The organism is Kribbella sp. (assembly GCF_035655035.1).
GTDB lineage: Bacteria > Actinomycetota > Actinomycetes > Propionibacteriales > Kribbellaceae > Kribbella.
In genome coordinates this window covers 1-26,393 of the sequence record NZ_DASRVN010000368.1, presented here as the reverse complement: position 1 = coordinate 26,393, position 26,393 = coordinate 1, and the positions used below count along the sequence as shown (strand labels likewise).

Annotated in this window: 28 protein-coding genes; 20 read left to right on the top strand and 8 right to left on the bottom strand. The window is 69.7% G+C overall.

The window, feature by feature from the left end; genetic code table 11:
* The first annotated feature begins 323 nt into the window (after positions 1-323).
* The gene (gene purD / locus VFF46_RS20620) at positions 324-1,601 is read left to right on the top strand and encodes a phosphoribosylamine--glycine ligase (protein ID WP_325038798.1); all 1,278 of its coding nucleotides are present in this window, start codon (positions 324-326) and stop codon (positions 1,599-1,601) included.
* Here the strand turns inward: purD and VFF46_RS20615 are convergent.
* Positions 1,598-2,107: a TIGR04222 domain-containing membrane protein gene (locus VFF46_RS20615; RefSeq protein ID WP_325038797.1), complete on the bottom strand. Its 510-nt coding sequence runs from the start codon at positions 2,105-2,107 to the stop codon at positions 1,598-1,600. The two genes, purD and VFF46_RS20615, sit on opposite strands and share 4 nt — an antisense overlap.
* A gap of 46 nt (positions 2,108-2,153) precedes the next feature.
* Between VFF46_RS20615 and VFF46_RS20610 the strand changes: the two genes are divergently transcribed.
* The 10 genes from VFF46_RS20610 (at position 2,154) to VFF46_RS20565 (ending at position 10,315) form a co-directional block, all read left to right on the top strand.
* Positions 2,154-2,582, top strand: coding sequence for a glutaredoxin domain-containing protein (locus tag VFF46_RS20610; RefSeq protein WP_325038796.1), 429 nt, complete (start codon positions 2,154-2,156; stop codon positions 2,580-2,582).
* Between the two features lie 49 nt (positions 2,583-2,631).
* Positions 2,632-3,120, top strand: a complete 489-nt coding sequence (locus VFF46_RS20605) for a SigE family RNA polymerase sigma factor (protein WP_325038795.1) — start codon at positions 2,632-2,634, stop codon at positions 3,118-3,120.
* Positions 3,113-3,730 (top strand): hypothetical protein, encoded by a 618-nt coding sequence (locus VFF46_RS20600; protein WP_325038794.1) that lies wholly within the window; start codon positions 3,113-3,115, stop codon positions 3,728-3,730. Before VFF46_RS20605 ends, VFF46_RS20600 begins: the two co-directional genes overlap by 8 nt.
* 81 nt (positions 3,731-3,811) lie before the next feature.
* A complete protein-coding gene (purB, locus tag VFF46_RS20595) occupies positions 3,812-5,239 on the top strand; it encodes an adenylosuccinate lyase (protein ID WP_414673077.1) in 1,428 nt (475 codons plus the stop codon).
* A gap of 3 nt (positions 5,240-5,242) precedes the next feature.
* A complete protein-coding gene (locus VFF46_RS20590) occupies positions 5,243-5,599 on the top strand; it encodes a hypothetical protein (protein WP_325038792.1) in 357 nt (118 codons plus the stop codon).
* Between the two features lies 1 nt (position 5,600).
* Positions 5,601-5,993: a hypothetical protein gene (locus VFF46_RS20585; protein ID WP_325038791.1), complete on the top strand. Its 393-nt coding sequence runs from the start codon at positions 5,601-5,603 to the stop codon at positions 5,991-5,993.
* Between the two features lie 63 nt (positions 5,994-6,056).
* Positions 6,057-7,286: a bifunctional glycosyltransferase family 2/GtrA family protein gene (locus tag VFF46_RS20580; RefSeq protein WP_325038790.1), complete on the top strand. Its 1,230-nt coding sequence runs from the start codon at positions 6,057-6,059 to the stop codon at positions 7,284-7,286.
* Positions 7,287-9,293, top strand: a complete 2,007-nt coding sequence (locus VFF46_RS20575) for a glycosyltransferase family 39 protein (protein WP_325038789.1) — start codon at positions 7,287-7,289, stop codon at positions 9,291-9,293.
* Positions 9,294-9,295: 2 nt separating this feature from the next.
* On the top strand, positions 9,296-9,760 hold the full coding sequence (locus VFF46_RS20570) for a hypothetical protein (RefSeq protein WP_325038788.1): 465 nt from the start codon (positions 9,296-9,298) through the stop codon (positions 9,758-9,760).
* Positions 9,761-9,892: 132 nt separating this feature from the next.
* Entirely contained in the window at positions 9,893-10,315 is a 423-nt protein-coding gene (locus VFF46_RS20565) for a hypothetical protein (protein ID WP_325038787.1), read from the top strand.
* Here the strand turns inward: VFF46_RS20565 and VFF46_RS20560 are convergent.
* Positions 10,299-10,871, bottom strand: coding sequence for a TetR/AcrR family transcriptional regulator (locus tag VFF46_RS20560; protein WP_325038786.1), 573 nt, complete (start codon positions 10,869-10,871; stop codon positions 10,299-10,301). The genes VFF46_RS20565 and VFF46_RS20560 overlap by 17 nt on opposite strands.
* A gap of 53 nt (positions 10,872-10,924) precedes the next feature.
* Here VFF46_RS20560 and VFF46_RS20555 point away from each other — a divergent pair, with 53 nt between their 5' ends.
* Positions 10,925-11,983 (top strand): FAD-dependent monooxygenase, encoded by a 1,059-nt coding sequence (locus tag VFF46_RS20555; protein WP_325038785.1) that lies wholly within the window; start codon positions 10,925-10,927, stop codon positions 11,981-11,983.
* 20 nt (positions 11,984-12,003) lie between these two features.
* The gene (locus VFF46_RS20550) at positions 12,004-12,879 is read left to right on the top strand and encodes a phosphoribosylaminoimidazolesuccinocarboxamide synthase (protein ID WP_325038784.1); all 876 of its coding nucleotides are present in this window, start codon (positions 12,004-12,006) and stop codon (positions 12,877-12,879) included.
* On the opposite strand, the gene VFF46_RS20545 is transcribed toward VFF46_RS20550, so the two are convergent.
* From VFF46_RS20545 to VFF46_RS20525, 5 genes are all read right to left on the bottom strand, one after another.
* Positions 12,876-13,367 carry a hypothetical protein gene (locus VFF46_RS20545; RefSeq protein WP_325038783.1) on the bottom strand — a complete coding sequence of 164 codons (492 nt, stop codon included), beginning with the start codon at positions 13,365-13,367 and terminating at the stop codon, positions 12,876-12,878. The two genes, VFF46_RS20550 and VFF46_RS20545, sit on opposite strands and share 4 nt — an antisense overlap.
* Positions 13,368-13,446: 79 nt before the next feature.
* Positions 13,447-14,067: a CDP-alcohol phosphatidyltransferase family protein gene (locus VFF46_RS20540; protein WP_325038782.1), complete on the bottom strand. Its 621-nt coding sequence runs from the start codon at positions 14,065-14,067 to the stop codon at positions 13,447-13,449.
* On the bottom strand, positions 14,067-15,392 hold the full coding sequence (locus VFF46_RS20535) for a hypothetical protein (RefSeq protein WP_325038781.1): 1,326 nt from the start codon (positions 15,390-15,392) through the stop codon (positions 14,067-14,069). Before VFF46_RS20535 ends, VFF46_RS20540 begins: the two co-directional genes overlap by 1 nt.
* Entirely contained in the window at positions 15,392-16,063 is a 672-nt protein-coding gene (locus VFF46_RS20530) for an ABC transporter ATP-binding protein (RefSeq protein WP_325038780.1), read from the bottom strand. The genes VFF46_RS20535 and VFF46_RS20530 overlap by 1 nt, the downstream gene beginning before the upstream one ends.
* Positions 16,063-16,581, bottom strand: a complete 519-nt coding sequence (locus VFF46_RS20525) for a PadR family transcriptional regulator (RefSeq protein WP_325038779.1) — start codon at positions 16,579-16,581, stop codon at positions 16,063-16,065. The genes VFF46_RS20530 and VFF46_RS20525 overlap by 1 nt, the downstream gene beginning before the upstream one ends.
* A gap of 112 nt (positions 16,582-16,693) precedes the next feature.
* On the opposite strand from VFF46_RS20525, the gene purS reads away from it, so the two are divergent.
* From purS to VFF46_RS20500, 5 genes are all read left to right on the top strand, one after another.
* Positions 16,694-16,945: a phosphoribosylformylglycinamidine synthase subunit PurS gene (gene purS / locus VFF46_RS20520; RefSeq protein WP_130387955.1), complete on the top strand. Its 252-nt coding sequence runs from the start codon at positions 16,694-16,696 to the stop codon at positions 16,943-16,945.
* Complete coding sequence (purQ, locus tag VFF46_RS20515; RefSeq protein ID WP_325038778.1) at positions 16,942-17,610, top strand: phosphoribosylformylglycinamidine synthase subunit PurQ; 669 nt, start codon at positions 16,942-16,944, stop codon at positions 17,608-17,610. The genes purS and purQ overlap by 4 nt, the downstream gene beginning before the upstream one ends.
* 134 nt (positions 17,611-17,744) lie before the next feature.
* Positions 17,745-19,700 (top strand): hypothetical protein, encoded by a 1,956-nt coding sequence (locus VFF46_RS20510; RefSeq protein WP_325038777.1) that lies wholly within the window; start codon positions 17,745-17,747, stop codon positions 19,698-19,700.
* A gap of 1 nt (position 19,701) precedes the next feature.
* Positions 19,702-21,963 (top strand): phosphoribosylformylglycinamidine synthase subunit PurL, encoded by a 2,262-nt coding sequence (purL, locus tag VFF46_RS20505; protein ID WP_325038776.1) that lies wholly within the window; start codon positions 19,702-19,704, stop codon positions 21,961-21,963.
* 109 nt (positions 21,964-22,072) lie between these two features.
* A complete protein-coding gene (locus VFF46_RS20500; RefSeq protein WP_325038775.1) occupies positions 22,073-22,567 on the top strand; it encodes a DUF1707 domain-containing protein in 495 nt (164 codons plus the stop codon).
* Here VFF46_RS20500 and VFF46_RS20495 read toward each other — a convergent pair.
* Entirely contained in the window at positions 22,556-23,539 is a 984-nt protein-coding gene (locus tag VFF46_RS20495; protein WP_325038774.1) for a LacI family DNA-binding transcriptional regulator, read from the bottom strand. The two genes, VFF46_RS20500 and VFF46_RS20495, sit on opposite strands and share 12 nt — an antisense overlap.
* A 151-nt stretch (positions 23,540-23,690) precedes the next feature.
* Here VFF46_RS20495 and VFF46_RS20490 point away from each other — a divergent pair, with 151 nt between their 5' ends.
* Positions 23,691-26,099 (top strand): beta-L-arabinofuranosidase domain-containing protein, encoded by a 2,409-nt coding sequence (locus tag VFF46_RS20490; protein ID WP_325038773.1) that lies wholly within the window; start codon positions 23,691-23,693, stop codon positions 26,097-26,099.
* Between the two features lie 49 nt (positions 26,100-26,148).
* Positions 26,149-26,393: hypothetical protein (locus tag VFF46_RS20485; RefSeq protein ID WP_325038772.1), on the top strand; the 245-nt coding region annotated here is incomplete at its 3' end.

Genomic DNA, 26,393 nt, shown 5'->3' with positions numbered 1-26,393 from the left:
AACCTGCATCACCCAGTCCGAACAATGGTGGGACGACAACCAACACCCCTACGCCCTCCAACTAGCCCGCACAGTAGAACTAGCCAAAGGCCAAGGCATGGCCTTCACCAACCACACCACAGTCCCCCTGGAGTGGAACGCAGACGGCCGCTACTACTGGCACTACTGAGACGCAACATGCCACGGCTCGTGGTTAGCGCCTGATGCCGGAAGTTGTCACCACGCTGCGTGGCACGCGTGGGGTGCTGGCAGCTCGTCTCTCGACCAGCTCGTGTAGCGCGCGTGGGGATGGGGGGGTGGTGGGCACGCTAGGGTTGGCGTCCGTGAAGGTTTTGGTTATCGGGGCTGGTGGGCGTGAGCATGCTCTGGCCTGGGCGTTGGCTCAGGATGCGGAGGTTGAGCTGGTTGTGGCGGCGCCCGGGAATCCGGGGATTGCGGCGTTGCGGCCGGTGTACGACGGGCAGGTGGTCGGGTGCCGGGACGTGGACGTCGAGGACCACGACGCGGTGGTGGCGCTGGCTCGGGAGCTGGACGCGGATCTGGTGGTCGTCGGGCCTGAGGCTCCGCTGGTAGCGGGGCTTGCGGATCCGTTGCGGGAGGCGGGGATCGCGGTGTTCGGGCCGTCCCGGGAGGCCGCGCAGATCGAGGGGTCGAAGGCGTTCGCGAAGGACGTGATGGCGTGCGCGAGCGTGCCGACCGGTCGCGCGTACGTGTGTACCACCCCCGAGGAGGCCGCGACCGCGATCGACGCGTTCGGGCCGCCGTACGTCGTGAAGGACGACGGGCTCGCCGCCGGTAAGGGGGTCGTGGTCACGTCGGACCGCGCGGAGGCTCTCGCGCACGCGGCCGAGTGCGAGCAGGTGCTGATCGAGGAGTACCTCGACGGTCCCGAGGTGTCGCTGTTCGCGATCACCGACGGTACGACCGTACTGCCGATGCAGCCCGCGCAGGACTTCAAGCGGCTCGGGGACAACGACGAGGGCCCGAACACCGGCGGCATGGGCGCGTACACGCCGTTGCCGTGGGCACCGGACGACCTGGTCGCCGAGATCACCGAGAAGGTGCTGCAGCCGACGATCGACGAGCTCCGGCACCGCGGTACGCCGTTCAGCGGCCTGCTGTACGCCGGTCTCGCGCTGACGTCGCGCGGTGTCCGGGTGATCGAGTTCAACTGCCGCTTCGGGGACCCGGAGACGCAGGCGCTGCTGCCGATGCTGAAGACCCCGCTCGGTGGCCTGCTGTACGCCGCCGCGACCGGCAAGCTCGCCGACCAGGGTGACCTGAGCTGGCGGAACGCTTCGTCCGTGGCGGTGGTGGTGGCCGCCAAGAAGTACCCGGCCAGCCCGCGCAAGGGCGACCCGATCACCGGGATTGACCAGGCAGAGAACGACGACGTCCGCGTCTTCCACGCCGGTACGGCGCTGACCGACGACGATCTGGTGACGTCCGGCGGCCGGGTGCTCGCGGTGAGCGCGGTCGGCAAGGACCTCGCCGAGGCCCGGCAGCGCGCGTACGCGGCGGTCGGCCAGATCCGGATCAAGGGCTCCCAGCACCGCACCGACATCGCCCTCAAGGCCGAACGCGGCGAGATCACCGTCTAGAAATACCCGGTGTTGGCGGGCGGGTCGATGGTGCCGTCGATGGTGTTGTCGCGGACCGGGGTGAATGGGTCGATCTTCGGCATCGCCGGCAGTGGGTGGGCCAGCATGGTTCGCAACCGCTCGTCATCGACCCCTGGTACGCCGAGGACCGCGACGCGCCGGATGCCGGTGCCGGGGTGCTTGAGGAGATCGCGGTACGCCGGGCTGAGCCGCCGTACGAGCCGGAGTTGACCCTTCGCACGTACCGCGGCGGCGAGTTCGGCGACCGCCGGGGTGGCCGCGAGCTGACGGAGCAGGTCGGGTACCGCGAGCCCGCTGTCCGGGATCAGCTCCAGAGCCGTCGCCTCGACGGGGTACTTCGACTCGGTGCGGGCGACCTTGACCCGCTGACGGTTGTGCGCGACGTCGAGCCGGCCGTCGGTGGCCAGCGCGACGAAGACGACCAACGCGGCACGCTCCGCGCCGCCCACCAGCCAGGCGAGCTCGTACGCCGTCAGCGTCTCCATTCACCCATCGTGACCACGGAGCAGGTCATGGGAACCATCTGATTTGATGGCGGTTGTGTTGCGAAGCTGGGGCTCCGGTGTGGTCGTACTGGCTGCGGGGATCGTGCTCGCCGTGGTCACGTGGACCGGCGGGTCCCCCGGGGGCGCGGTGACTCAGCTGGTGCTGTTCGCCGTACTGGCCGCGGTGTTCTCGCCGCTGGTGTTCCCGCGTTCGGTCAGCGCCGCCGAGGCAGCACGGGCGGGGAAACCGATCGTCTACTGGCGGCCTGGGTGTCAGTTCTGTCTGCGGCTGCGGTTCGCGCTGGTCGGGTCGGCAAGGCGGGCGTCCTGGGTGAACATCTGGGCCGACCCTGAGGCGGCCGCGGCTGTACGCGCGGTGGCCGACGGGAACGAGACGGTTCCGACCGTGGTGGTGGGCGGCGAGAGTAGGGTCAATCCGAGTCCGCGATGGGTACGCGAGCGGTTGGCCGGATGATCCCGAAATTCGATGGAACCGGATCAGCGGGTCGGGGGTGTAGGTGGGTATGGAGACCGAGGGGCTGCGGGAGTTCTACAGCGCCCACCAGCCGCGGCTGGTGGGCGTCGTCTCGCTGCTGACCGGATCGCGCGCCGAGGCCGAGGACATCGTGCAGGAGGCGTTCGTCCGGTTGGTGCCCCGCTGGGAGAAGGTGTCGCGGTACGACTCTCCGGAGGCGTGGGTGCGGCTGGTCGCGATGCGGCTGGCGGCGAACAGGCACCGGGACGGCAACCGGGTCAGCCAGCTGTTCCACCGGCTGCCCGCGGAGCACATCCCGGACCATGCCGACGGATATTCGGGCGACCTCGAGCAGGCTCTCGCCGGCCTGCCGATGCCGACCCGTCAGGTCGTCGTCCTCCATTACGTCTGCGACCTGAGCGTGGCTCAGGTGGCGGACACGCTCGGGATCGCGGAAGGCACGGTCAAGTCGCGCCTGTCCCGCGCCCGGGACGCCCTGTCCGAATCTTTGCTGTTGAGGAGTGACGACCATGCCTGAGCTGCAGGAAGACCTGCAGGCGCTGGCCGACCGCCGTGCCGCCGAGTCCACCGGGGACTTCGAGTCGGTCCTGGTCGCGGCCCGGACCCGCAAGCGCCGCCGGACCGCCGGCCTGACCGTGATCGGAGCAGCCGCGGTGGTCGCGGCGGTTGCCATCATCCCTACGCTCCGCCCTGCGGCTGACAACGCACCGGTGGCCGGCAGCCCGATCCCCACCAACGCGGTCCAGCCGCCGACGGTGGAGACGCAGCCGTCCACCGCGGCGCTCCCGAAGATCGCCGGCCCGCTGGCGCTGCGGACGTCGACGGTGGCGTCCGGTGCCCAGTTCGTGGTCGGGATGTTCCCGGACAAGGCGGTGCGCGCGGCGACGTTCGCGCTGTTCTCCGCGGCGAATCCGACCGAGCAGCTGTACACGCTGGTCGCGAAGGTCCCCGGCGACCCGATGACGCCGTACGCGTTCAAGCTGCACGGCGAGATGGGCGTCGGCCTCCCGTCGTACACCGGCGCCGGGCCGTACACGCTGGCGATGCCGAAGGGCCTCCCGGCCGGTGCGTACCAGGTCTGCACGCTGACCGGTGCCCGCCTCTGCAGTCCTGTGACCGTCAAGTAGCAAGAGGTCCCGCGGAGCGGTGGTGCCTGCTGCGCGCCGCCCCGCTCCGCGGGACCTCAGCCGTCTGGGAGAATGGGGTTCGTGACCAAACCCCGGATCCCCAACGTTCTCGCCGCACGCTACGCCAGTGTCTCGATGGCGGAGCTGTGGTCGCCGGAGCACAAGATCGTGCTCGAGCGGAAGCTCTGGGTCGCCGTACTGCGGGCCCAGAGCGCGCTCGGCGTGCCGGTTCCGGACGGCGTGGTCGAGGACTACGAGCGGGTGATCGACCAGGTCGACCTGGGCTCGATCGCCGAGCGTGAGCGGGTCACGCGGCACGACGTGAAGGCGCGGATCGAGGAGTTCAGCGCGCTCGCCGGGCACGAGCACATCCACAAGGGCATGACCAGCCGTGACCTGACCGAGAACGTTGAGCAGCTGCAGATCCGCGCCGGCCTCGAGCTGGTCCGCGACCGGGCGGTGGCGACCGCCGCCAAGCTCGGGCAGCTCGCGGCCGACAACGCCGCGCTGGTGATGACCGGGCGTTCGCACAACGTGGCCGCGCAGGCGACCACGCTGGGCAAGCGGTTCGCCTCGGCCGCCGACGAGCTGCTGGTCGCGATCGCGCGGGTCGAGGAGCTGATCGAGCGGTACCCGCTGCGCGGCATCAAGGGCCCGGTGGGTACGTCGCAGGACATGCTGGACCTGTTCGGCGGCGACGCGGACAAGCTCGAGACGCTGGAGACGACGATCGCCCAGCACCTCGGCTTCAGCCACACGCTGACCAGCGTCGGGCAGGTGTACCCGCGGTCCCTCGACTACGAGGTGGTGTCCGCGCTGGTGCAGCTGGCCGCGGGGCCGTCGAGCCTGGCGACCACGATCCGGCTGATGGCCGGGCACGAGCTGGTCACCGAAGGGTTCAAGGAGGGCCAGGTCGGGTCGTCCGCGATGCCGCACAAGATGAACACCCGGTCCTGCGAGCGGGTGAACGGCCTGACGGTGATCCTCCGCGGGTACGCGTCGATGGCCGGTGAGCTGGCCGGCAACCAGTGGAACGAGGGCGACGTCTTCTGTTCCGTCGTACGGCGGGTCGCGCTGCCGGACGCGTTCTTCGCGCTCGACGGGCTGTTCGAGACGTTCCTGACCGTGCTGGACGAGTTCGGGGTGTACCCGGCGGTCGTGGCGCGGGAGCTGGAGCGGTACCTGCCGTTCCTGACCACGACCAAGGTACTGATGGCCGCGGTGAAGAACGGTGTCGGCCGCGAGACCGCGCACGAGGTGATCAAGGAGCACGCGGTCGCCACCGCGCTCGACCTCCGCAAGGGCCTCGCGGCGAACGACCTGTTCCACCGGCTCGGTACCGACGGCCGGCTCGGCCTCACCGAGGAGCAGATCGTCGGCATCGTCGGCGAGCCGCTGTCCTTCACCGGCGCGGCCGTCGCCCAGGTCGGCACGGTCGTCGCGAAGATCGACGAGCTCGCCAAGCGCTACCCGGAGGCCGCCGCCTACACCCCGGGTGACATCCTCTGAGCTGTGTTCGCGCCGCTCACCTGGTCTCTCGTCGCGCTGTCGCTGGCAGCGATGGTGTACGCCGTCGTGCTGGCCGCTCGGAACAAGCGGATCGACTGGCCCGTGCTCGGGGCGATCGGTGTCGTCGAGGTCGGGCTGCTCGCGCAACTGGTCGTCGGGATCGTGCAGTTCAGCGGTACTGATCGGGACGTGTCCGGGCCGTTCTTCATCGGGTACCTGATCGGGTCGCTGATCATCCTGCCGATCGGGGCGTTCTGGGCGCTGGCCGAGAGCAGCCGCTGGGGTGCCGGTGTGCTGGCGATCGCCTGCGTGGTGATCCCGATCCTCGAGCTCCGGCTGCACGACGTGTGGACGGCCTGAGATGAGCGATCCGGCAGCCACCAAGCACGGTCCCGGGCGGATCCTGATCGCCGTGTACGGCATCTTCGCGCTGGCCGCGACCGCGCGGGCCGGCGTACAGATCGCGACCAAGTTCGGCGACGCCCCGCTCGCCTATCTGCTGTCGGCCGTTGCCGCGGTCATCTACTGCGCGGCGACGTTCGCGCTGGCGAAGGCGACGACGGTGTCCCGCAAGGTCGCGACGGCGGCGATCGCGGTCGAGCTGGTCGGCGTGGTCGGGGTCGGCGCGTTCAGCTACGTCGTACCGGGCGACTTCCCGGACGCCACCGTGTGGTCCCACTTCGGCCAGGGGTACGGGTTCGTACCGCTGGTGCTGCCCGTGCTCGGCCTGCTCTGGCTTCGTCGCACGCGGTAACTGCCAGGAAACTGCCAGCCACGCGCAGGGGCTGACTCAGGTTCACCGACCAGCATCGGTGCCATGGAGATTCCAGGTCAGCGCAGTGGTCCGGCGGTGGAGATCGTCGTACCCGTCAAGAACGAGGAAGACGACCTCGGACCGAACATCAGGCGGCTGCGTGAGTTCCTCGACACCGCCTTCCCGTTCTCGGCCGAGGTCTGCATCGCGGACAACGGAAGTACGGACGCGACCTATGAGATCGGCATGTTGCTCGCCAGTGAGCTGCCCGGGGTGCGGGTGGTCCGGCTCGAGCAGTCCGGGCGTGGGCGCGCGCTGAAGCAGGTCTGGTCCGCGAGTACCGCCGAGGTTCTCGCGTACATGGACGTCGACCTGTCCACGAACCTGAACGCCCTGCTGCCGCTGGTCGCGCCACTGCTCGCCGGGCACAGTGATGTTGCCATCGGCACCCGGCTGGCGAAGGGCTCGCGGGTGGTTCGGCGGCCGAAGCGGGAGTTCATCTCGCGCTCGTACAACCTGTTGCTGCGGGCAACGCTCAGCGCGCACTTCTCGGACGCGCAGTGCGGGTTCAAGGCGATCCGGGCCGACGTGGCACGCGAGCTGCTGCCGCTGGTGCAGGACACCAGCTGGTTCTTCGACACCGAGCTGCTGGTACTGGCCGAGAAGGCCGGGCTGCGGATCCACGAAGTACCGGTGGACTGGATCGACGACCTGGACTCCCGGGTCGCGATCGCGAAGACAGTGGGCGAGGACCTGCGGGGGATCGCCCGACTGATGCGCAGTCGCGTCGACCTGGAGCCGGTCCGGCAGAAGTACGGCCGTCCGCGCGTCCTGGACCCGCGGACGGCGTTCGCGGCCCGGGTACTGCGGTTCTGCGCGATCGGCGTACTGAGCACCGCGGCGTACGCGCTGATCTACCTGGTCCTGCGCCAGGGCATGCCGGCCCAGGTGGCGAACCTGCTGGCGCTGCTGATCACCGCGATCGGCAACACGACGCTCAACCGGCGGATCACCTTCGGCGTCCGCGGGGTGGAGGGCCGCTGGCGGCACCAGCTGCGCGGACTCGTTGCCTTTGGCATCGGGTGGAGCTTGACCGCCGCGTCGCTGTGGCTGCTGCACGCTGCGGTCACCGCGCCGCACCAAGCGGTGGAGATCACCGTGCTGACCGTCGCCAACCTGGCCGCCACCGTGGTCCGGTTCAGCCTCTTCCAGACGTGGGTGTTCGACGACGACGCGCCTACCTTGCCCGCCTTCGAACCCGAACCGGTTCTCAACCAAACCCGGAGCAACTGAATGACAACCGTCTCCGATCCCGTCGAGGCGACCCGGCCGCGCGCGATCACGACGCAGTACACCCTTAGCCGCGACAAGATCCTGTACGGCGGCCTGCTGGCGCTGACGGCGATCGCGTACCTGTGGGGCCTGTCCAAGAACGGCTACGCGAACGAGTACTACGCGGCCGCGGTCCAGGCCGGCTCGAAGAGCTGGAAGGCCTGGTTCTTCGGGTCGTTCGACTCGTCGAGCTTCATCACCGTCGACAAGACCCCGGGTTCCCTGTGGGTGATGGGGCTGTCCGGGCGGATCTTCGGCTTCAACAGCTGGAGCATGCTGGTCCCCGAGGCACTGATGGGCGTCGCGAGCGTCGGCTTCGTGTACGTCTCCGTACGCCGCTGGTTCTCCGCGAACGCCGGGCTGCTCGCCGGGGCGATCCTCGCGCTGACGCCGGTCGCGGTGCTGATGTTCCGGTTCAACAACCCGGACGCGCTGCTGATCCTGCTGCTCTGTGCCGGTGCGTGGGCGGTGACGCGGGCGATCGACTCGACCAAGCACGCGGCGCGCTGGATGATGCTGGCCGGTGCGCTGGTCGGGTTCGGGTTCCTGACCAAGATGCTGCAGGCGTTCCTGATCCTGCCGGCGTTCGGTCTCGCGTACCTGGTGGCCGGCAAGCCCGCGCTGGGCAAGCGGCTGCTGCATCTCGTACTGGCGACCGTGTCGCTGATCGTCAGCGCCGGGTGGTGGGTCGCGATCGTCGAACTGCTGCCGGCGTCGGCGCGTCCGTACATCGGCGGGTCGTCGACCAACAGCATTCTCGAACTGACGCTCGGGTACAACGGTCTCGGCCGGTTGAGCGGCAACGAGACCGGCTCGGTCGGTGGCGGCGTTGGCAACCCCGGCTGGGGCGGTGCTACCGGGTTGCAACGCCTGTTCGGTGGGGAGTTCGGGTCGCAGATCTCCTGGCTGATGCCGGCCGCGCTGCTGTCCACCGTCGTACTGGTCGTTGCCGCGGGCAAGGCGCCGCGGACGAACCGGACGCGCGCGTTCGCGCTGCTGTGGGGCGGCTGGCTGGTCGTGACCGGGCTCGTGTTCAGCTACATGCAGGGCATCATCCACCCGTACTACATGATCGCGCTGGCGCCCGCGTTCGCGGCGGTGATCGGTGGCGCGATGGCGATCCTGTGGCGGCGCCGTGCCGAGTGGTTGCCGCGGGCAACTCTCGCCGGTGGTGCGCTGCTGACGGCCGGGTGGAGCTTCCACCTGCTGAACGCCACGCCGAGCTGGCAGCCGTGGCTGCGCTGGGTGGTGCTGTTCACCGGCGTACTCGCGGCCGGCCTGGTGATCCTCCTGCCGGAGCTGAAGCTGCACCGGACCGCGGCCCGGCGGGTGGGTCTGGTCGCGGCCTCGGCGCTGACGATCAGCGCGCTGGCCGGACCGGCGGCGTACTCGATCGACACGATCAGCTCGGCGCACGCCGGTGCGATCCCGACCGCCGGGCCGGCCGGCTTCGGCGGGATGGGCGGTGGCCGCGGCGGCGGCTTCCCCGGTGCGCGGATGGGTACGCCGCCTGGTCAAGGCACCGGTACGACGCGGCAGCCCGGGACAGGTACGACGCAGCGTGGTGGCGGAATGGGCGGGTTCCTCGGTGGTGGTGGGACCAGCGGGGTGTCGAGCGAGGTCGTGACGCTGCTGCAGCAAGGAGCGAAGGGGTACACCTGGACGGCCGCCGCGGCGACCGCGATGGGGGCCGCGCCGCTGCAGATCGCGTCCGGCGAGCCGATCATGGCGATCGGCGGGTTCAACGGGACCGATCCGGCGCCGTCGTTGTCCGAGTTCAAGGCAATGGTTGCTCAGGGCAAGATCCATTACTTCATCGGTAGCGGTGGTGGGTTCGGTGGGTTCGGCGGGCGTGGTGGGAGTGACGGAGCGTCCAGTGAGATCGCGAGCTGGGTGAGCCAGAACTTCACGTCGCAGACCGTCGGTGGAACAACCATCTACGACCTTTCCAGTGGAACAGGAGCATGAATATGACGCAGTCCCCGGAAGCCCAATTCCAGGCTGCCAGGACAGCCCAGCCGATCGCCGGTCAGTACCCGGAGCCGGCGCAGGAGTCCGGTGTGGTGGCCGGCGGTGATGGGGTGGGGCGGAAGCGGCCGAGCAACTTGATGTTGGCGGGGGCCGGGTCGGTGCTTGCGGTGCTGGCGTTCCTGGGCGGGATGGCGGTCGGGCACTCGTGGGACGGGAGCAGTAACCAGCAGGGGCAGTTCGGTGGGCCGGGTGGTGGTCGCGGCGGCTTCCCGGGCAACGGTCAAGGCTTCGGCAACGGGAACGGCACCGGCCAGGGCAACGGGAACACCCAAGGCAACGGGAACACCCAGGGCAACGGGAACACCCAGGGCAACGGCACTGGCCAGGGCTTCGGTCAGGGGAACGGGAGCGGTCAGGGGAACGGGACCCAGCAAGGGACCCAAGGACAGAACCAGACGAGCTGACCAGCAGTTCGAGTTGGCAAGGCAGCCCGGCGGGTCGTGAGCGGACATTCCCGACCCGCCGGGCGTTGTTCTGGACGGGTGTCAAGGTGCGCGGAGGGTTCACCGGGGTGCCGAGTGGGGTATGGATCGGGCGTGGAATGGTCGAACGTCACCTGGTTCCTGACCGCGCTCGGGGCGGTCGTCGTACTGATCACGCGCGTCCGGCTCGGTGGGACCGTTGTCGACGGCACCGGTCACGGCGCCGGGCGGCACGGGTACTCGGCCATCCTGCTGCGGCTGCACACGATCGTCGGCGTCGTCACGCTGCTCGGCTGGGTCGTTGCCCTGATCATCGGTCGCCGTGAGCTGGCGCTGGTGATGCTGGCCGGCTGGTGGTTGCTGACTGTCGTCGGTCTGTTGCTGCTGGCCCGGTGGTTGCCGAGCGGCGGCAAGCACTCGGAGGACACGAAGAGTGATTCCTGGGGTTCCGGCGCGGGCCTCTCGGTGCTCGGCCACGTCGGCATGCTGCTCGGCGTCTGCTACTTCACGTTCGTCGCCGTCACGGACCGTCTCTGAGCCCGGCGATCAGCGCCGTCACGGAGCGTCGTACGGCGGCCTCGAACGCTTCCGGTGAAAGCGTCGACCCGGCACCCGCGACCCGGTCGTACAGCAATCCGTCGAGCATCGCGGCGACCGGCCACGCCGCACCTTCCGGATCGGGTACGCCGAGCCCGCCGAGCAACTGCGCCAGCATCGTCCGCAACTGCCGCCCGCCCTCGTCGATCGCGGCCCGCAGTTCGGGCTGACGGCTGGCCTCCAGCGACAGCTCGTACCGCGCGACCAGGTCGTCCGGCCGGTGCTCCGCGAGCCCGGCGGTCATCGCGACCATCAGCTCGACCGGGTCCGCCCCGGGCGGCGGCATCCCGGTGACGTCGCGCGCGAGCATCCGTCGTACGCAGGCCGTGAGCAGCGCGTTCCGGGTCCGCAGGTAATACGACGTGGACCCGGGCGGCAGCCCCGCCTCGGCGTCGACCGCGCGATGCGTGAGCCCGCGCAGCCCGCGGGTGGCGACGAGATGGATCGCGGCGTCCGCGATCGCGTCTTGCCGGTCCGCCCCCCGTGGCACTGTCACGGCGCACAGTCTCGCACTTCCCAGCCGGACTCTACAGATGTAGAGTCGAAGGCATGAGTACGGCGATCGTGGTCGGAGCGGGTATCGGAGGGGTGACCGCCGCTGTCGCGCTGCAGCGGTGCGGCCGGCAGGTGACGGTGCTGGAGCGCGCCCCGGAGCTGGGCGAGGTGGGCGCCGGGATCTCGGTCTGGCCGTCGGCGGTCGCCGTGCTCGAGGAGCTCGGGGTCAAGGGCGTCGAGAAGGCGTCAGTACCGTCCAAGCCGGCCGGGATGCGCAAGCCCGACGGCCGCTGGGTGGTGAGCGCGGCCGAGCTCGGCGTGGAGATCCCGGTGATGATCCACCGCGCGCAGCTGCACGACCTGATCACGGCAGAGTTCGGTCCGGCGATCACGGTCCGGACCGGGTACGACGTACGCACGGTCTCGCAGGACGCGGACGGTGTCACGGTGAACGACGACCTGCGTGCGGACCTCCTGGTCGCCGCGGACGGGATCCGCAGCGTGGTGCGCGGCGCCCTGTACCCGCAGTACGCCGGACCGCGGTACTCCGGGTTCACGGCGTACCGTGGGATCGCGGACCTGGAGCTCGACGACGGCGGCGGGGAGACTTGGGGCCGTGGGCAAGTGTTCGGGTTCGCGCGGCTGATCGACGGGCGGTTCTACTGGTACGGGACCGCGAACCAGCCGGCCGGGACGACCAGTGAGCCGACCGTGTTCGAGAGCTGGCACGACCCGATCCCGCGGCTGATCGCGGGCAGCGAGAAGATCCTGCAGAACGACATCTACGACCTGACCCTGCCGCTGGTGCCGTTCGCGCAGGGCCGGGTGGTGCTGCTCGGCGACGCGGCGCACGCGATGACGCCGAACCTGGGCCGCGGCGCCTGCTCCGCGATCGAGGACGCCGGCGCACTGGGCCGGCACCTCGGCGGCACCGACCTGCGCACGGCGTTGACGGCGTACGACGCCGAACGCCGCCCCGCCACCACCAAGCTGGTCAAACGCTCCCGCTCCCTCGGCCGCCTCGCCCAAACCGAGAACCCGGTCGTCTGCACGCTCCGCGAGGGCCTCTTCACTCTCGGCGGGAAACTGATGTCCCTGCGCGCCCGCAAGTGACCGGATGGAACAATTCCCGGGTGACCACTCCTCCGCAGGCTGTCGAGATTCCCGGCGCGAAGCATCTGCACTCCGGCAAGGTCCGGGATCTGTACGAGTTGGAGTCCGGCGACCTGCTGATGGTGGCGAGCGACCGGATGAGTGCGTTCGACTGGATCCTGGAGACGCCGATCCCGGACAAGGGCAAGGTGCTCACCGCGATGAGCCTGTGGTGGTTCGAGCAGCTCGACGTACCGAACCACATCGTCTCCACCGACGTACCGGCCGAGGTCGCCGGGCGGGCCGTGGTCTGCGAGAAGCTCGCGATGTTCCCGGTCGAGTGCGTGGCCCGCGGGTACCTGAGCGGCTCCGGCCTGCTGGACTACAACGCGACCGGCGCGGTCTGCGGGATCCCGCTGCCGGGCGGCCTGGTCGAGGGCTCGCGCCTGGAGACCCCGATCTTCACCCCGGCCACCAAGGCGGAGCTCGGCGAGCACGACGAGAACGTCTCGTACGACGCGGTCGTCGCGACGGTCGGCGCCGACACCGCGGACGCGCTCCGCCGGACGACCCTCGACGTGTACACCACGGCCCGGGCGATGGCCGAGGCGCGCGGGATCATCCTGGCCGACACGAAGTTCGAGTTCGGCGCGCGGACGGACGGGACGATCGTGCTGGCCGACGAGGTGCTGACGCCGGACTCGAGCCGGTTTTGGCCGGCCGACCGGTGGTCGCCGGGCAGGCAGCAGCCGTCGTACGACAAGCAGATCGTCCGGGACTGGCTGCAGTTCGAGTCCGGCTGGGACCGGACGTCCGGCGAGGCGCCGCCGCCGTTGTCCGACGAGGTGATCGAGCGCACCCGGTCGGCGTACATCGGCGCCTACGAGCAGCTCACCGGCCGGAAGTTCGACGGCTAGAAAGCGCTGACGCCGAGCGCGAGCAGGACGAAGCGGGCGCCGCGTCCGACCAGTACGGACAGCGTGAAGACGACGGTCCGCATTCGCGAGGCGCCGCCGATCAGCGCCACGCCGTACAGCGGTGGGACGCCGACGAACGCGCTCAGCAGCGTGACCGGGGCGCCCCAGCGGCTGTCGCTCATCGCGTCCAGGAGGCGCTTGCTCAGATCGCGGTTCCACTGCACGAACCGGCCCCAGCGGGTGTCCAGGTCGACCGGCTTGGGCTCCTTCCTGGTCTTCCGGGCGGCGTACCCGGGCCGGTGGCGGACGGCGAGGAACATCGCGAGCTTGCCGATGGTCTGGCCGATCGTGACCCCGACCGCGGCGACCACCGGGTTCAGGACGTCGGTGGCGCCGAGCGCGAGGATGTACGCCTCCGCGTTCATGAACGGTACGACGGCGGACCCGATGCCGAAGCCCACTGCCAGTACCAGTTGCCACGCCCACATACCTCCGAGGCTAAGCGTCATCGCGGCCGTTGCCACGGATCTCAGGCCCCCTTCCAGGGGTGGACCAGGGTCCACCCGGTCATCGCGACTCGACCGGCGCGGCCTCCCGGCGGCCGCAGAGGATCGTGATCAGGCGGTATGACGAGACGACCTTCACCACCAGGGCCGCGCCCGCGATCGTGTACGGCAGCCACTGCGCACCGGTCCGGCCGGCCACGATCAGCGAGATCACCACGGCGCCGGTGTTCATCGCCTTGGCGGGCTTGGACCAGTTCCACAGGTAGATCGGGCGGTCGACCTTGTAGAAGTAGTTCGGGCTGAGCAGCCACGGCCAGAGCAGGAACGAGAACGTCAGCATCGTGTCCAGCACGCCGAACTGGACCAGATAGAGCGCCAGCGGGCCGATCGTGCCCGGGTACGTCGCCATGAACGCGGCCGCGAGCAGGAACGAGCAGGCCCGGTCGCAGACGATGTCGAACACCGCACCGGACAGCGACTCCTCGTTCCGGCGGCGGGCCACCCAGCCGTCGAGGCTGTCGCCGAACCAGTAGGAGAAGTACCCGATCACGAGCCAGGTCAGCTTCCCGGTCTGGAACGCGTACGTCGCCACCGCCATCGCGATCACGGTCCGGATCAGCGTGATCCGGTTCGGTACGCCGAGCAGCAGCGCCGGTCGGATTGCCAGTGGGACTGCGGTCATCAGGCTGCCCTCAGGTTCTCGGGATCCAACGCGTCCCGGAGTTGGTTGCGAAGCAGGAAACCGGCGACCGTGCCGCCGAGTTGGCCGAACAGCCAGCCGACGGCGGCCAGCACCACTGCGAGGACCAGCACTACCGGGTCGAACCCCCAGCCGGTGCCCCCGGCGACCCGGTTGATGCCGAGCGCCGTACCGACGAGGAGGCCGACCGCGAGCGCGGGTGCCGCCACGGCGGTCAGCTGGCGGCGTACGACGAGGCGCAGGAACGGCAGGTCCACGCCGAGCGCGGTCAGGCTGGCGAACTGCCGGCGTTGGTCGACGAGCTGGTCCGCGACCCCGACGAACAGCGCGGCCATCGCGGTCAGGACGACGATCAGCAGTCCGACGATCGCGAGTCCGAACCCGGTGGTGTAGAAGGTCCCGCTGCCCGACATCGTGTCGCGGTCGCCGAGCACGCTCTCGATCCCGCTCGCCATGTTGCCGATCAGGAAGCCGCAACAGCCCAGCAGTACGGACATCCGCGAGGAGGGCCGCCCGTCGGTGAGCAGGCGGACCCCGGCCAGCAGGTCGGCCGGGTCCCCCGAGCGCCGCATCCGTCGCCCCAGCCAGCCGATCCAGACCGTCGACGAGCCGAGGAAGAACAGCGCCGTACCGGCCAGGACGACCGTGGTCGCGATGTACCCCAGGTACGGCGCGGAGAACAGACCGAGCACAAGCAGCACCGGACCGGCGATGAGGCCTGTACGGCGTTGGGTCATGGGTCGTGGCTCGGGAGACGACCCGTCGCGGTGCAGCAAGCTGCCGATGACAGCACCGGCCGCTGTCGTCACCACGATGACCGGGATCCACAGGACCGCGTCCAGCACCTCGGCACCGGGTAGCACTCTGGCCATCCGCGGTAGGGCGCCGAAGAGCAGGCTGAGCACCAGGTAGGTCGGCCCGGCCAGCAGTCCGGCCGCCAGCCCAGCCATGCTCGCGTCGGCCACGGTCAGCTGCCGTAGCTGCTTCCTGGATGCTCCTGCGAACCGGAGCGCAGACAGCCGCCGTTCGCGAGCCGCAGTACCCAGCCGCAATGCCTGGACCGCCAGACCACCGGTCAGGACCGACAGGATGATCAGGACCGCTATGAGACCAGAGCGCAGCCCGGGCTCGGCGATGTAGTTGCTGTAGAACCCTTCGCTCAGCGGGTCCTTGCCCAGGCGGGCGATGCGCAGTGCGCCGAGCAAGACAGCCCCGCTGATTGCCAGGGCCGCCGTGGCGAGCTGGACCCGGCCGCGGTCGGCAGGAGTCCTTGAGCGAGCCAGCTGAACCAGTGTCTCCAGCGTCATCAGAGCGAGACCTCGTGCTGGATCAGCCCGTCCCGCAGCCTGATCTCACGGTTCGCGGACGCGGCCACGAGGTTGTCGTGCGTCACCATCAGCACCGCGGCCCCGCGGTACCGAGCGGCCTTGAGCAGTACGTCGAGGAGTTCCTGGCCGGCCCGGCTGTCCAGGCTGCCCGTCGGCTCGTCTGCGAGTACTACGGAAGGCCCTGTGATCAGTGCACGCGCTACCGCGGCACGCTGCGTCTGCCCGCCGGACAGCTCGGCCGGTACCGCGTCAGCGTCGTCTGCGATCCCCACCTGCTCCAACCAGTTCATCGCGGACACATGTGCTTCACCGCGTTCATGTCCCCCCAGTAGTAGCGGCAGCGCCACGTTGTCGACGAGCGGCAGGTCCGGTACGAGTTGCCCGAACTGCAGCACGATGCCGATCTTCGTACGCCGGAGGGCTGCACGATCCGCTTCCGGCAGCTCTGCCAGGTCCTGGCCGTCCACCTGGACCGTCCCGGCGTCCGGCGTGAGGATGCCGGCCGCGCAGTGCAGCAGCGTGGACTTGCCGCAGCCGCTGGCTCCGGTCACGGCCACGACCTCTCCCGGTTCGAGCCGCAGGCTGACGCCGCGCAGGGCGGTGTTGCGACGGTACGAGTACTCGAGCTTGTCCAGTTCCAACGCGTTCATCAGCGAGTCCCCCTCTGCTCGGCGATGCGGTCCAGTGCGCTGTCCAGCCAGCGCAGGTCGGCGTCCAGGTGGGCCACGGTGTACTCACGGACCAGTGGTGAGGTCGGGTCGTCGTCCGCGGGCGTCTCGCGCAGCTCCCGGATCCGGCGCAGGTGGCTGGCGCGCTGTCGGGCCAGGAACCCCGCGGCGTCGCCCCCGGTACGGATCGCGGCCACGAGCTTGCGCAAGACCTCGTCGGCGCTGCCCCAGGCCGGTGGGACCGGATCGTTCAGCCAGTCCGCGAGGTGGTCGCGGCCCTTCGCGGTGAGCGCGTACACGGTCCGGTCCGGGCCGCCGCCGGAGGTCTTGTCGACGACCTCGACCAGTCCGTCCCGCTCCAGCCGGCCGAGCGTCGTGTACACCTGGCCGAACGCCAGCGGGCGGCTGTCCGGGAACCAGGCGTCGTGCCCGCGTTTCACGTCGTACCCGTGCGCGGGTCCGGCGGAGAGCAGCCCGAGCACGAGCTCCGCAGTGGCCATGGCCAGAACTATACATCGCGTGTATGTACTGAGTGAATAGCGCGATTCGGGAGACTCCTGTGTGGATCGGTACTCTTTACGTGTCCACCCAGCTGAAAGTTAGGACCTGTCAGTGGCCCGCGTTGTCGTCGACGTCATGCTCAAGCCCGAGATCCTCGACCCGCAGGGCAAGGCGGTGCACGGCGCGTTCGGCCGGCTCGGCTTCGACGGCGTGGCCGACGTCCGGCAGGGGAAGCGCTTCGAGATCACCCTGGACGGTGAGGCCACCGAGGAGCGCGTCGCCGAGATCCGGAAGGCCGCGGACACGCTGCTGGCCAACCCGGTGATCGAGGACTACACGCTGCACGTGGAGAACGGGCAGTGAAGATCGGGGTCGTGACCTTCCCGGGGTCGCTGGACGACGCCGACGCCCGGCGGGCCGCAGCGGTGGCCGGTGCCGAGGCTGTCGCGCTCTGGCACGGCGACGCGGACCTGCACGGCGTGGACGCGGTCGTGCTGCCCGGCGGGTTCTCGTACGGCGACTACCTGCGCGCCGGTGCGATCTCCCGGTTCGCGCCGGTGATGGAGACGATCATCGCGAAGGCCGGCCAGGGGATGCCGGTGCTCGGCATCTGCAACGGCTTCCAGGTGCTGTGCGAGTCCCACCTGCTGCCCGGTGCGCTGATCAAGAACCACCACCGCAAGTTCGTCTGCAAGGACCAGCCGCTGCGGATCGAGAACAACCGCACCGCGTGGACCAGCGACTACGACGCGAACCACGAGATCACCATCGTGCTGAAGAACCAGGACGGTTCGTACGTCGCGGACGAGGCGACGCTCGACCGGCTGGAGGGCGAGGGCCGGGTGGTGGCGCGGTACCTCGGCAACCCGAACGGCTCCTACCGGGATATCGCGGGCGTCACCAACGAGCGCGGCAACGTGGTCGGCCTGATGCCGCACCCGGAGCACGCCGTCGAGACTCTCACCGGCCCGACCACGGACGGCCTGGGCTTCTTCACCTCGGTGCTGAAGGCCGTCGTCGCCGGCTGATGGGCTGGTCGGGCGCTCGACGGGCACTCCTCCGCGCCGCGGCACTCGCAGCAGCAACCGTCGCAGCCGTCACCGGAACCACCCTCGAGCACGCATCCGCCGCGCCGGCGAGTTTGTTTGCGACGGTTGTGGTGGTGGGGGTTCCGGGGCTGACCTGGGACGACGTGAAGGCTTCGCCGGAGCTGACTGCCCTGGTGGGGCGGGCGCATGCGGGGTCGATCTCGGTGAAGACCGCCGGGCCGCACACGTGTCCGGTCGACGGGTGGCTGACGATCAGCGCGGGGACGCGGGCCTGGGGGAGCGTGCCGGACCAGCCGTGTGGTGACCTGCCGGCGGTGACCGACGGCAAGGTGGACCGCTGGCAGACGTACGTCGACCGGCAGGCCGAGCACCACACCGGTGCCCCGATCGGCCGCCTCGGCCAGACCGGCTACCCGATCTGCGGCTTCGGCCCGGGTGCCGCGATCGCCCTGGCCCGGACCGACGGCTCCGTCAGCAGCTGGCAGCCCACCTTCGACCCGTCCCGGCTGGCAAAAACCGAGTGCGGCGACGCGATCGTCGACGCCGGCCCGATGCCGCCGCGTGAAGGCCGAGCTGAGGCCCGCCAGAAGGTGGCCGAACTGGTCGCCCAGGCGCGTGCCGCCGGCGGCTGGGTCCAGCTGGTCGGTGTGAGCCAGGAGGACCTGAACGCGCGCAAACAGACCTTGGTCGCGATGCAACTGCCGCCGGACAACGGCGCCATTCGCACACCCACCCCACCAACCCAACATAGGCCGCGCTGGCTGACCAGCGACAGCACCCGGCGCCCGGGCCTGATCCAGCTGACCGACATCACCGCGACCATCCTCAAGGGCCGCGCCCCGGCCCGCGAGGACACCGTGAACCCGCTGGACGGTGGTGAGATCCACTTCACCGGCAAGCCCCACACGGACGCGTCCGCCGTGATCGAGGACCGCCTGGACGCCAACCAGCGGTTCGAGCAGCCCCGCCCGGTCCTGTTCTTCGTAGCCCTGACGATCGTCGGCGCCGAAGTACTCGCCCTGATCTGGTTCCTGGTACGCCGCTCACCCGCGTCCCGCCGCGCCGCGATCTTCACGCTGCTGATGCAGGGCGGGTTCTACATAGCGGTCTTCCTGGCACAGACCACCGTCTGGTGGCGCTGGCCTGCCCCTGGGCTCTCGCTGTACGCCGTAACGATCGGTATCAGTGCCGTGTCTGCGGTCCTGGCTCAATTACTGCTGAAGAAGTACGCGTACCTCGGCCTGGCGCTGGCGACGTACCTGCTGCTGCTCGTCGACGGCGTACTCGGGACACCAATGCAGCTCGGCAGCATGTACGCCGACGGACCCGTGATCGGCGGGCGGTTCTACGGCTTCGGTAACTCGACGTTCGCGGCGTTGGGGGTCGGGGCACTCGTCACAGCCGGGTGGGCCGCGCAGAAGCTGCTAGACAAGAGCAAGATGCAGGCCGCGGTTGCCGTACTGGTCATCGGCGGCGCAGCAATCGCCGTCGACGGCCTACCGCGCTGGGGCACCGACTTCGGCGGCATCCTGGGGCTTACGCCCGCCGTACTGCTGATGGCCTGGATCACGTGGCGTGGCAGCATCTCGCTCCGCGCCTTTATCGGCGTCTGCGTGACTGCCGTGCTGACGGTGATGGCCGTCGCCTATCTCGACTACCTCCGGCCGCCGGAGCAGCGCACCCACTTCGGGACGTTCTTCGCCCGGCTGCTCGCGGGTGACGTCGACGACGTGTTGATCCGCAAACTGAAGATGGCCACGATGTTCTTCCACGGCCCGGCCGGCTGGGCGATGCTGGTCGCGGTGCTGCTGTGCGTTTTCGCCACTGTGTTCCCGGACCGCGTTCCCTCGCGGGCGTACCGCGAGTTCTACCGCAGCAGCCCGATGGTCCGCCCGACCCTCCTGGCGCTGTCCGTCTGCGGCGTCGTCGGCATGCTGCTCAACGACGTGGGTGTCGCCCTGCCCGCGATCATGGGCGGTTTCGCCGTACCGATCCTGGTGGCCCGCCTCCTGGCTTCCCACCGGCCAGCTACCGTTTCACCTGAGTCCCACCTAGTGCAGGAGTCCTGAAGTGTCGACCGACACCGTTAGCAACGCGACCACCACCCCGGACGTCGAGCAGCCCTGGGCCGAGCTCGGGCTGAAGCCGGACGAGTACCAGCGGATCCGGGACATTCTCGGGCGCCGCCCGACCAGCTGCGAGCTGGCGATGTACTCGGTGATGTGGAGCGAGCACTGCTCGTACAAGTCGTCCAAGGTGCACCTGCGCAAGTTCGGCGAGATCCCGCAGGAGACGCCGGCCGGGAAGATGCTGGCCGGGATCGGCGAGAACGCCGGCGTGATCGACATCGGCGAGGGGTACGCCGTCACGTTCAAGGTCGAGTCGCACAACCACCCGTCGTACGTCGAGCCGTACCAGGGCGCGGCCACCGGGGTCGGCGGCATCGTCCGCGACATCCTCGCGATGGGCGCCCGCCCGGTCGCGGTGATGGACCCGCTGCGGTTCGGCCCGCTGGACGCGCCGGACACCAAGCGCGTGCTGCCGGGGATCGTGTCCGGCGTCGGCGGCTACGGCAACAGCCTCGGCCTGCCGAACGTCGGCGGCGAGGTCGTCTTCGACCCGACGTACGCCGGGAACCCGCTGGTGAACGCGCTCTGCATCGGCGTCATGCGGCACGAGGACCTGCACCTCGCGAACGCGACCGGCCTCGGCAACCAGATCATCCTGTACGGCGCGAAGACCGGCGGTGACGGGATCGGCGGCGTGTCCGTGCTGGCGTCGGAGACGTTCGCGGACGGCGGCCCGACCAAGCGCCCGGCCGTCCAGGTGGGCGACCCGTTCATGGAGAAGCTGCTGATCGAGTGCACGCTCGAGCTCTTCCAGGCGAACGTCGTCGAGGGCATCCAGGACCTCGGCGGTGCGGGCCTGTCCTGCGCGACGTCGGAGCTGGCCAGTGCGGGAGACGGCGGCATGCACGTGTCGCTCGACAAGGTGCCGCTGCGGGACGCGTCGCTGGCGCCGGAAGAGATCCTGATGAGCGAGTCGCAGGAACGCATGATGGCGGTCGTCACGCCGGACAACGTCGAGGCGTTCCTGAAGATCTGTGCCAAGTGGGACGTACAGGCGGACGTGGTCGGTGAGGTCACCGACACCGGGCGGCTGGAGATCGACTGGCACGGCGAGCGGGTGGTCGACGTACCGCCGCGGACCGTCGCGCACGAGGGTCCCGTCTACGACCGTCCGTTCGCCCGGCCGGAGTGGCAGGACGAGCTGCAGGCGGACGGCGCCGAGAAGTTGCCGCGGGCAAGCAGCGGCGCGGAGCTCCGGGACACCCTGCTGCAGCTGGTCGCCTCGCCGAACCTGTGCGACAAGTCCTGGGTGACGGACCAGTACGACCGGTACGTGCTCGGCAACTCGGTGCTCGCGCAGCCCGAGGACAGCGGCATGATCCGGGTCGACGAGACCAGCGGCCTCGGCGTCGCGGTGTCCACCGACTGCAACGGCCGTTTCGCCAAGCTCGACCCGTACACCGGCGCGAAGCTGGCGCTGGCCGAGTCGTACCGGAACGTCGCGACCACCGGCGCCCGGCCGGTCGCGGTCACCGACTGCCTGAACTTCGGCTCGCCCGAGGACCCGGCGGTGATGTGGCAGTTCGTCGAGGCCATCCGCGGCCTGGTCGACGCCTGCAAGGAGCTCGGCATGCCGGTCACCGGCGGGAACGTGTCGTTCTACAACCAGACCGGTGAGACTCCGATCCTGCCGACCCCGGTGGTCGGGGTGCTGGGCGTGATCGACGACGTGACCCGCCGTACGCCGATCGGGTTCACGCCCGAGATGGAGGGCCACCAGCTGTACCTGCTCGGTACGACGGAGGACGAGCTGTCCGGGTCCGAGTGGGCGCACGTCGTCCACGGGCACCTCGGCGGGCGGCCGCCGGCGGTCGACCTGGAGGCGGAGAAGCAGCTCGCCGACATCCTGATCAACGCGTCCCGGGACGGCCTGATCGACGCGGCGCACGACGTCAGCGACGGCGGTGTCGCGCAGACGCTGGTCGAGTCGGCGTTGCGCGGCGGCGTCGGCGCCCGGGTGTGGGCGCCGGACGGGCTGGACCCGTTCCTGTTCCTGTTCGCGGAGTCGGCCGGGCGCGCGGTCGTCGCCGTACCGCGGACCGAGGAGGTGCGATTCACCGACATGTGCACCGCGCGCCGCTTCCCGCACGCCAAGGTCGGCGTGATCACCGGCGACTCCCTGGACGTCCAGGACCAGTTCGAGCTCCCGCTCACCGAGCTCCGCGAGGCGTGGACAGGCACCCTGCCGGCCGCGCTCAGCTGAGCTGACCCAACCCAACCCCGCCAACCTCTGGTGGGTGCACCCACCAGAGGCAGGACGGTGGGGTTTTGCGGTCTGGCACACTCGGAGGGACGAGTGTGAGGTGAGGCGGATGGCTGAGCGGCGACCGGTGAAACCGGCCGACCTGATCGGGTTTGCGACGGCGGCCGGGCAGGAGGCGCGGGAGGTCGCGGCCCGGCGGCGGATGCTGAACATCCGTCTCACCGACGAGGAGCGGCACGTCTGTACCGACGAGCTGGCCGAGCAGTTCGCGATCGGCCGGCTGGACGAGGACGAGCTGCACCGCCGGGTCGACCTACTGAACGACGCGGTCACGCACGGCGACCTGGTGCCGATCTTCGCCGGGCTGCCGACGCCGTCGCTGTACAAGCCCGCTCCGCGCAAGCCCGGGAAGTGGCGGTGGGCGGCGTTCATCGGCGCGGTCTGGATGGCGTTGCCGTTCGCGCTCGCCGGGCTGCTGTTCCTGGTGTTCGGCCGCGAGATCGTGGCGGCGATCTTCGGCCTGCCCGCGCTCGCCTGGGTGTTCTTCACCTACCGCTGGGCCTCCCGCCCGCAACGCGAGGAACGCAAACAGTCAGGCTCCTAGCGTCGACTCCCGGGTGATCAGTCTGGCCGGGAGTTCCACGACGCCGCGGTGCCGTTTGCCGGCGATTGCCTCGAGGAGCAGGGTGGCGGCGCGCCGGCCGAGGTCTTCGAGGCGGGGGTCGACGGTGGTCAGCGGCGGGCGGCTGGCCAGCGCCATCACCGACCAGTTGTCGTAGCCGGTGACCGCGATCTCGTCGGGGATCGCGTGGCCCAGCTCGCGGAGGCGGTCGCAGACCCCGCGGGCGATCTGGTCGCTGCCGCAGCTGATCGCGTCCGGGCGCTGCCGCAGTACCACGTCTGTTGCCTGGCGCCCCCAGCGTTCGCTCCACTCGCCGTACAGCGGATCGCAGCACAGGGCCTCGCCGGCGGCGCTGACGACCGCCTCTGCGCGTGCCGTAGCGGAGCGGTGGTTCGCGGGGCCGGTGATGTGTGCGATCCGCTGCCGGCCGAGGCCCTGGAGGTGCGTGATGGCGGCGGCCGCCCCGCCCGCGTCGTCGACGATCACCGAGGCGTCGGACGGGTTGGTCGAGGCGGCCAGCGCGTAGACGACCGGGATCGACACCTTGATCGGCGGCCGCGGCTCGGTACGGCGGCCGGTGACGACGATGCCGTCGACGCCGCGGGCGACCATCGAGCGCAGGTACGTCAGCTCGCGGAGCGGGTCGTCGCGGGTGTCGCACAGCACGGTGGCCAGCTCGCCGGCGCTGAGCACGTCCTCGACGCCGCGCATGATCGGGATGCTGAACCGGCCGGTGCTGTCGGTGGTCAGCAGCGCGACCGTGTACGTCCGCCCGGAGGAGAGTGCGCGGCCCCGGCTGTCAGGCGTGAACCCGAGCTGCGCGGCGGCCCGGCGGACCCGGTCGCGGGTTTCCTGGCTCAGCTGACCGGTGTCGTTGAGCGCCTTGGACGCGGTCCCGGCGGACACGCCCGCGAGCGCGGCGACGTCCACCATTCGCACTGTCGGCGGTCTCATTCGTGATTCCTCCCGGTCGTTCCGTCTTGCGGCGAAGCCTAGCTGAGACCTACGTTGTCAACGACGGAAAACGTGTGCCGTTTTTCCGTCGGTGTGATGTCCGCCCCCGTCACCCGAAAGGCCTGTCATGACCGATCCCAGCCCCGAAGGAATGCCCCGACGTGACTTCCTTGGTGTCTCTCTCGCCGCGGCGGCAGCCGTGACCGCCCTCGACCCGGCTCCGGCAGAGGCTGCCCGCCCGTCCGGACCGCCGGCGAGCCGTGGCGGCCACTACGTCCCGCAACGGGCGCCGCTGCGCCCTGTCCCGTTCCAGAAGCTCCCGCCCGGTGCGATCGAGCCCCGCGGCTGGCTGGCCCAGCAGCTCGAGCTGCAGGTCAACGGGCTCTGCGGCCGGTACGACGAGATCTCGGACTTCCTGGTCTACGACACCAACGGCTGGGTCGACCCGGCGCTGGGGGCGTGGGAGGAGCTGCCGTACTGGCTGCGCGGGTTCGGTGACCTCGGCTACGTGACCGGTGACACCGGCGTACTGACCAGGACGCAGCGGTGGATGGACGGCATCCTCGCGACGCAGGCGGACGACGGGTGGTTCGGTCCGGAGCGACTGCGGACCTCACTGGAGCAGGGCCCGGACTTCTGGCCCGGTATGCCGCTGCTGGCAGCGTTCCGGTCCTGGTACGAGTACTCGGGTGACGAGCGGGTCATTCCGTTCATGACGAAGTACCTGCGGTTCCAGAACACGCAGCCGCCGGAGGTGTTCAACCGGTCGTGGGGTGCGTTCCGTTGGGGCGACAACATCGACAGCGCGTACTGGCTGTACAACCGGACCGGTGAGCCGTGGCTGCTCGACCTGGTGACCAAGATGCACAACGGGTCCGCCGACTACGTGGACGGCATCCCTACGTGGCACAACGTCAACCTGGCGCAGGGGTTCCGGGAGCCGTTGCAGTACTGGCTGCTGTCCGGGGACGCCAAGCACCGGCAGGCGACGTACCGGAACTATGCGACCGTCATGCGGTTGTACGGGCAGTTCCCGGGCGGCGGGTACGCCGGTGACGAGAACTCGCGGCCTGGGTTCGGGGATCCGCGGCAGGGGTTCGAGACGTGCGGGATCGTCGAGCTGATGCACAGCTGCGAGATGCTGACCCGGTTCACGGGTGATGTCGCCTGGACGGACAGGTGCGAGGAGCTCGCGTTCAACTCGCTACCGGCGTCGTACGACCCGCAGCAGCAGGTGATGCACTACATCACCTGTGCCAACAGTGTGCAGCTCGACGACGGCCGCAAGCATGGGCAGTTCCAGAACGCGTTCGCGATGGGTGCCTACAAGTACGGCGTGCACCAGTATCGGTGCTGCCCGCACAACTACGGCATGGGCTGGCCGTACTACGTGCAGGAGCTGTGGCTGGCTACTACCGACAACGGTCTGGCCGCGTCGATGTACGCCGCCAGCAAGGTAACCGCTCGCGTGGGAGACGCGGGTGAGACGGTCAGCGTCGTACAGGACACGCAGTACCCGTTCTCGGACACCATTAGGTTCACGGTGGAGTCGCAGCGCCCGGTGCGGTTCCCCTTCTATCTAAGGCGTCCTGGCTGGGCGCATGACGCGTCGGTGAAGGTCAACGGGGAGCAGGTGCGCACAACAGGCGACTGGATGAAGGTAGAGCGCACCTGGCATCCGGGTGACCGCGTAGAGCTGAAGCTGCCGATGCGTACCACCACCAGGGTGTGGAACGACAACCACGACTCGGTGTCTGTCGACCGCGGCCCGCTGACCTACTCGCTGCAGATCGACGAGCGGTACGAGCGCATCGGCGGGACAGAGGAGTGGCCCGAGCTGTCCGTGTACCCGGAATCCCCGTGGAACTACGGGCTGATCGCGGGTGCCTCTTTTGATCTCGTACGACGGGACGGTGGCGCCAACCCGTTCACGCAGGACGGAGTACCGCTCGCACTCACCACGCAGGCCCAGCGGATCCCGCAGTGGGAGACGGACACCGAAGACGTCGTAGGGCTGCTCCAGCAGAGCCCTGCGCGATCAGAGCAGCCTGTGGAGACCGTGACACTCATACCGATGGGTGCGGCCCGGCTGCGGATCACGTCGTTCCCACAGGTGTCCGCACAGGGCGAGGAGTGGTCGTACCGCACCAGGATCACCGCGTCGCACGTGAACGACGGGGACTCGCTCGAGGCGCCCGACTCGGGTCGTACGCCGGAATCCTCCGCGGACACGTCGATCCCGCGCTTCACCTGGTGGGACCGCCGCGGGACGACCGAGTGGATCGAGTACGACCTGCGCGCGGTACGGGACCTGTCGAGCGTGTCGGCGTACTGGTACGACGACACCGGCACCGGCCAGTGCCGCGTACCGCAGTCGTGGCGGATGCTGTGGCTCGACGGCGAGACGTGGCGGCCGGTCGACAACACCTCTCCGTACGGCGTGGCGGTTGATCAGGTCAACAGCACGTCGTTCACGCCAGTACAAGCTCAACGCGTCCGCGTGGAGGCCGTGCTGCGCCCGACGTACTCCGGAGGGTTGCTGCTTTTGACATTCGGCTGAGCGCCTGGTTCTGCGACAATGCTCTAGGGCAAAGCCGAGGGGGGAACCTGTGGCGGTCGACGTCGTGCTGGAGCATGTGCTGCTCCTGAATTTGCGGCATGCTCCGCTGACGCGGACCGAGCTGGCGCGTCGTACCAGCGCCAGCGAGCGCACGGTGCAGGCTGCGCTGGACGAGCTGGTCGGGGACACGTACGTCGTGCGCCGGCCGCAGCAAGGGATGCCGGCCGAGTACGAGCTGAGCGCGGCCGGCTCCATGCGCCTGAAGGTCGTCGCGGAGCTCGCGGAATCCCCGTC

Coding starts and splice junctions, on each gene's coding strand:
- VFF46_RS20575 (WP_325038789.1), top strand. CDS start 7,287: ATGACAACCGTCTCCGATCCCGTCGAGGCGACCCGGCCGCGCGCGATC.
- VFF46_RS20615 (WP_325038797.1), bottom strand. CDS start 2,107: ATGGAGACGCTGACGGCGTACGAGCTCGCCTGGCTGGTGGGCGGCGCG.
- VFF46_RS20500 (WP_325038775.1), top strand. CDS start 22,073: ATGGCTGAGCGGCGACCGGTGAAACCGGCCGACCTGATCGGGTTTGCG.
- VFF46_RS20605 (WP_325038795.1), top strand. CDS start 2,632: ATGGAGACCGAGGGGCTGCGGGAGTTCTACAGCGCCCACCAGCCGCGG.
- VFF46_RS20585 (WP_325038791.1), top strand. CDS start 5,601: ATGAGCGATCCGGCAGCCACCAAGCACGGTCCCGGGCGGATCCTGATC.
- VFF46_RS20540 (WP_325038782.1), bottom strand. CDS start 14,067: ATGACCGCAGTCCCACTGGCAATCCGACCGGCGCTGCTGCTCGGCGTA.
- VFF46_RS20525 (WP_325038779.1), bottom strand. CDS start 16,581: ATGGCCACTGCGGAGCTCGTGCTCGGGCTGCTCTCCGCCGGACCCGCG.
- VFF46_RS20495 (WP_325038774.1), bottom strand. CDS start 23,539: ATGAGACCGCCGACAGTGCGAATGGTGGACGTCGCCGCGCTCGCGGGC.
- VFF46_RS20600 (WP_325038794.1), top strand. CDS start 3,113: ATGCCTGAGCTGCAGGAAGACCTGCAGGCGCTGGCCGACCGCCGTGCC.
- VFF46_RS20530 (WP_325038780.1), bottom strand. CDS start 16,063: ATGAACGCGTTGGAACTGGACAAGCTCGAGTACTCGTACCGTCGCAAC.
- VFF46_RS20535 (WP_325038781.1), bottom strand. CDS start 15,392: ATGACGCTGGAGACACTGGTTCAGCTGGCTCGCTCAAGGACTCCTGCC.
- VFF46_RS20490 (WP_325038773.1), top strand. CDS start 23,691: ATGCCCCGACGTGACTTCCTTGGTGTCTCTCTCGCCGCGGCGGCAGCC.
- VFF46_RS20545 (WP_325038783.1), bottom strand. CDS start 13,367: ATGTGGGCGTGGCAACTGGTACTGGCAGTGGGCTTCGGCATCGGGTCC.
- VFF46_RS20555 (WP_325038785.1), top strand. CDS start 10,925: ATGAGTACGGCGATCGTGGTCGGAGCGGGTATCGGAGGGGTGACCGCC.
- VFF46_RS20580 (WP_325038790.1), top strand. CDS start 6,057: ATGGAGATTCCAGGTCAGCGCAGTGGTCCGGCGGTGGAGATCGTCGTA.
- VFF46_RS20570 (WP_325038788.1), top strand. CDS start 9,296: ATGACGCAGTCCCCGGAAGCCCAATTCCAGGCTGCCAGGACAGCCCAG.
- VFF46_RS20610 (WP_325038796.1), top strand. CDS start 2,154: ATGGCGGTTGTGTTGCGAAGCTGGGGCTCCGGTGTGGTCGTACTGGCT.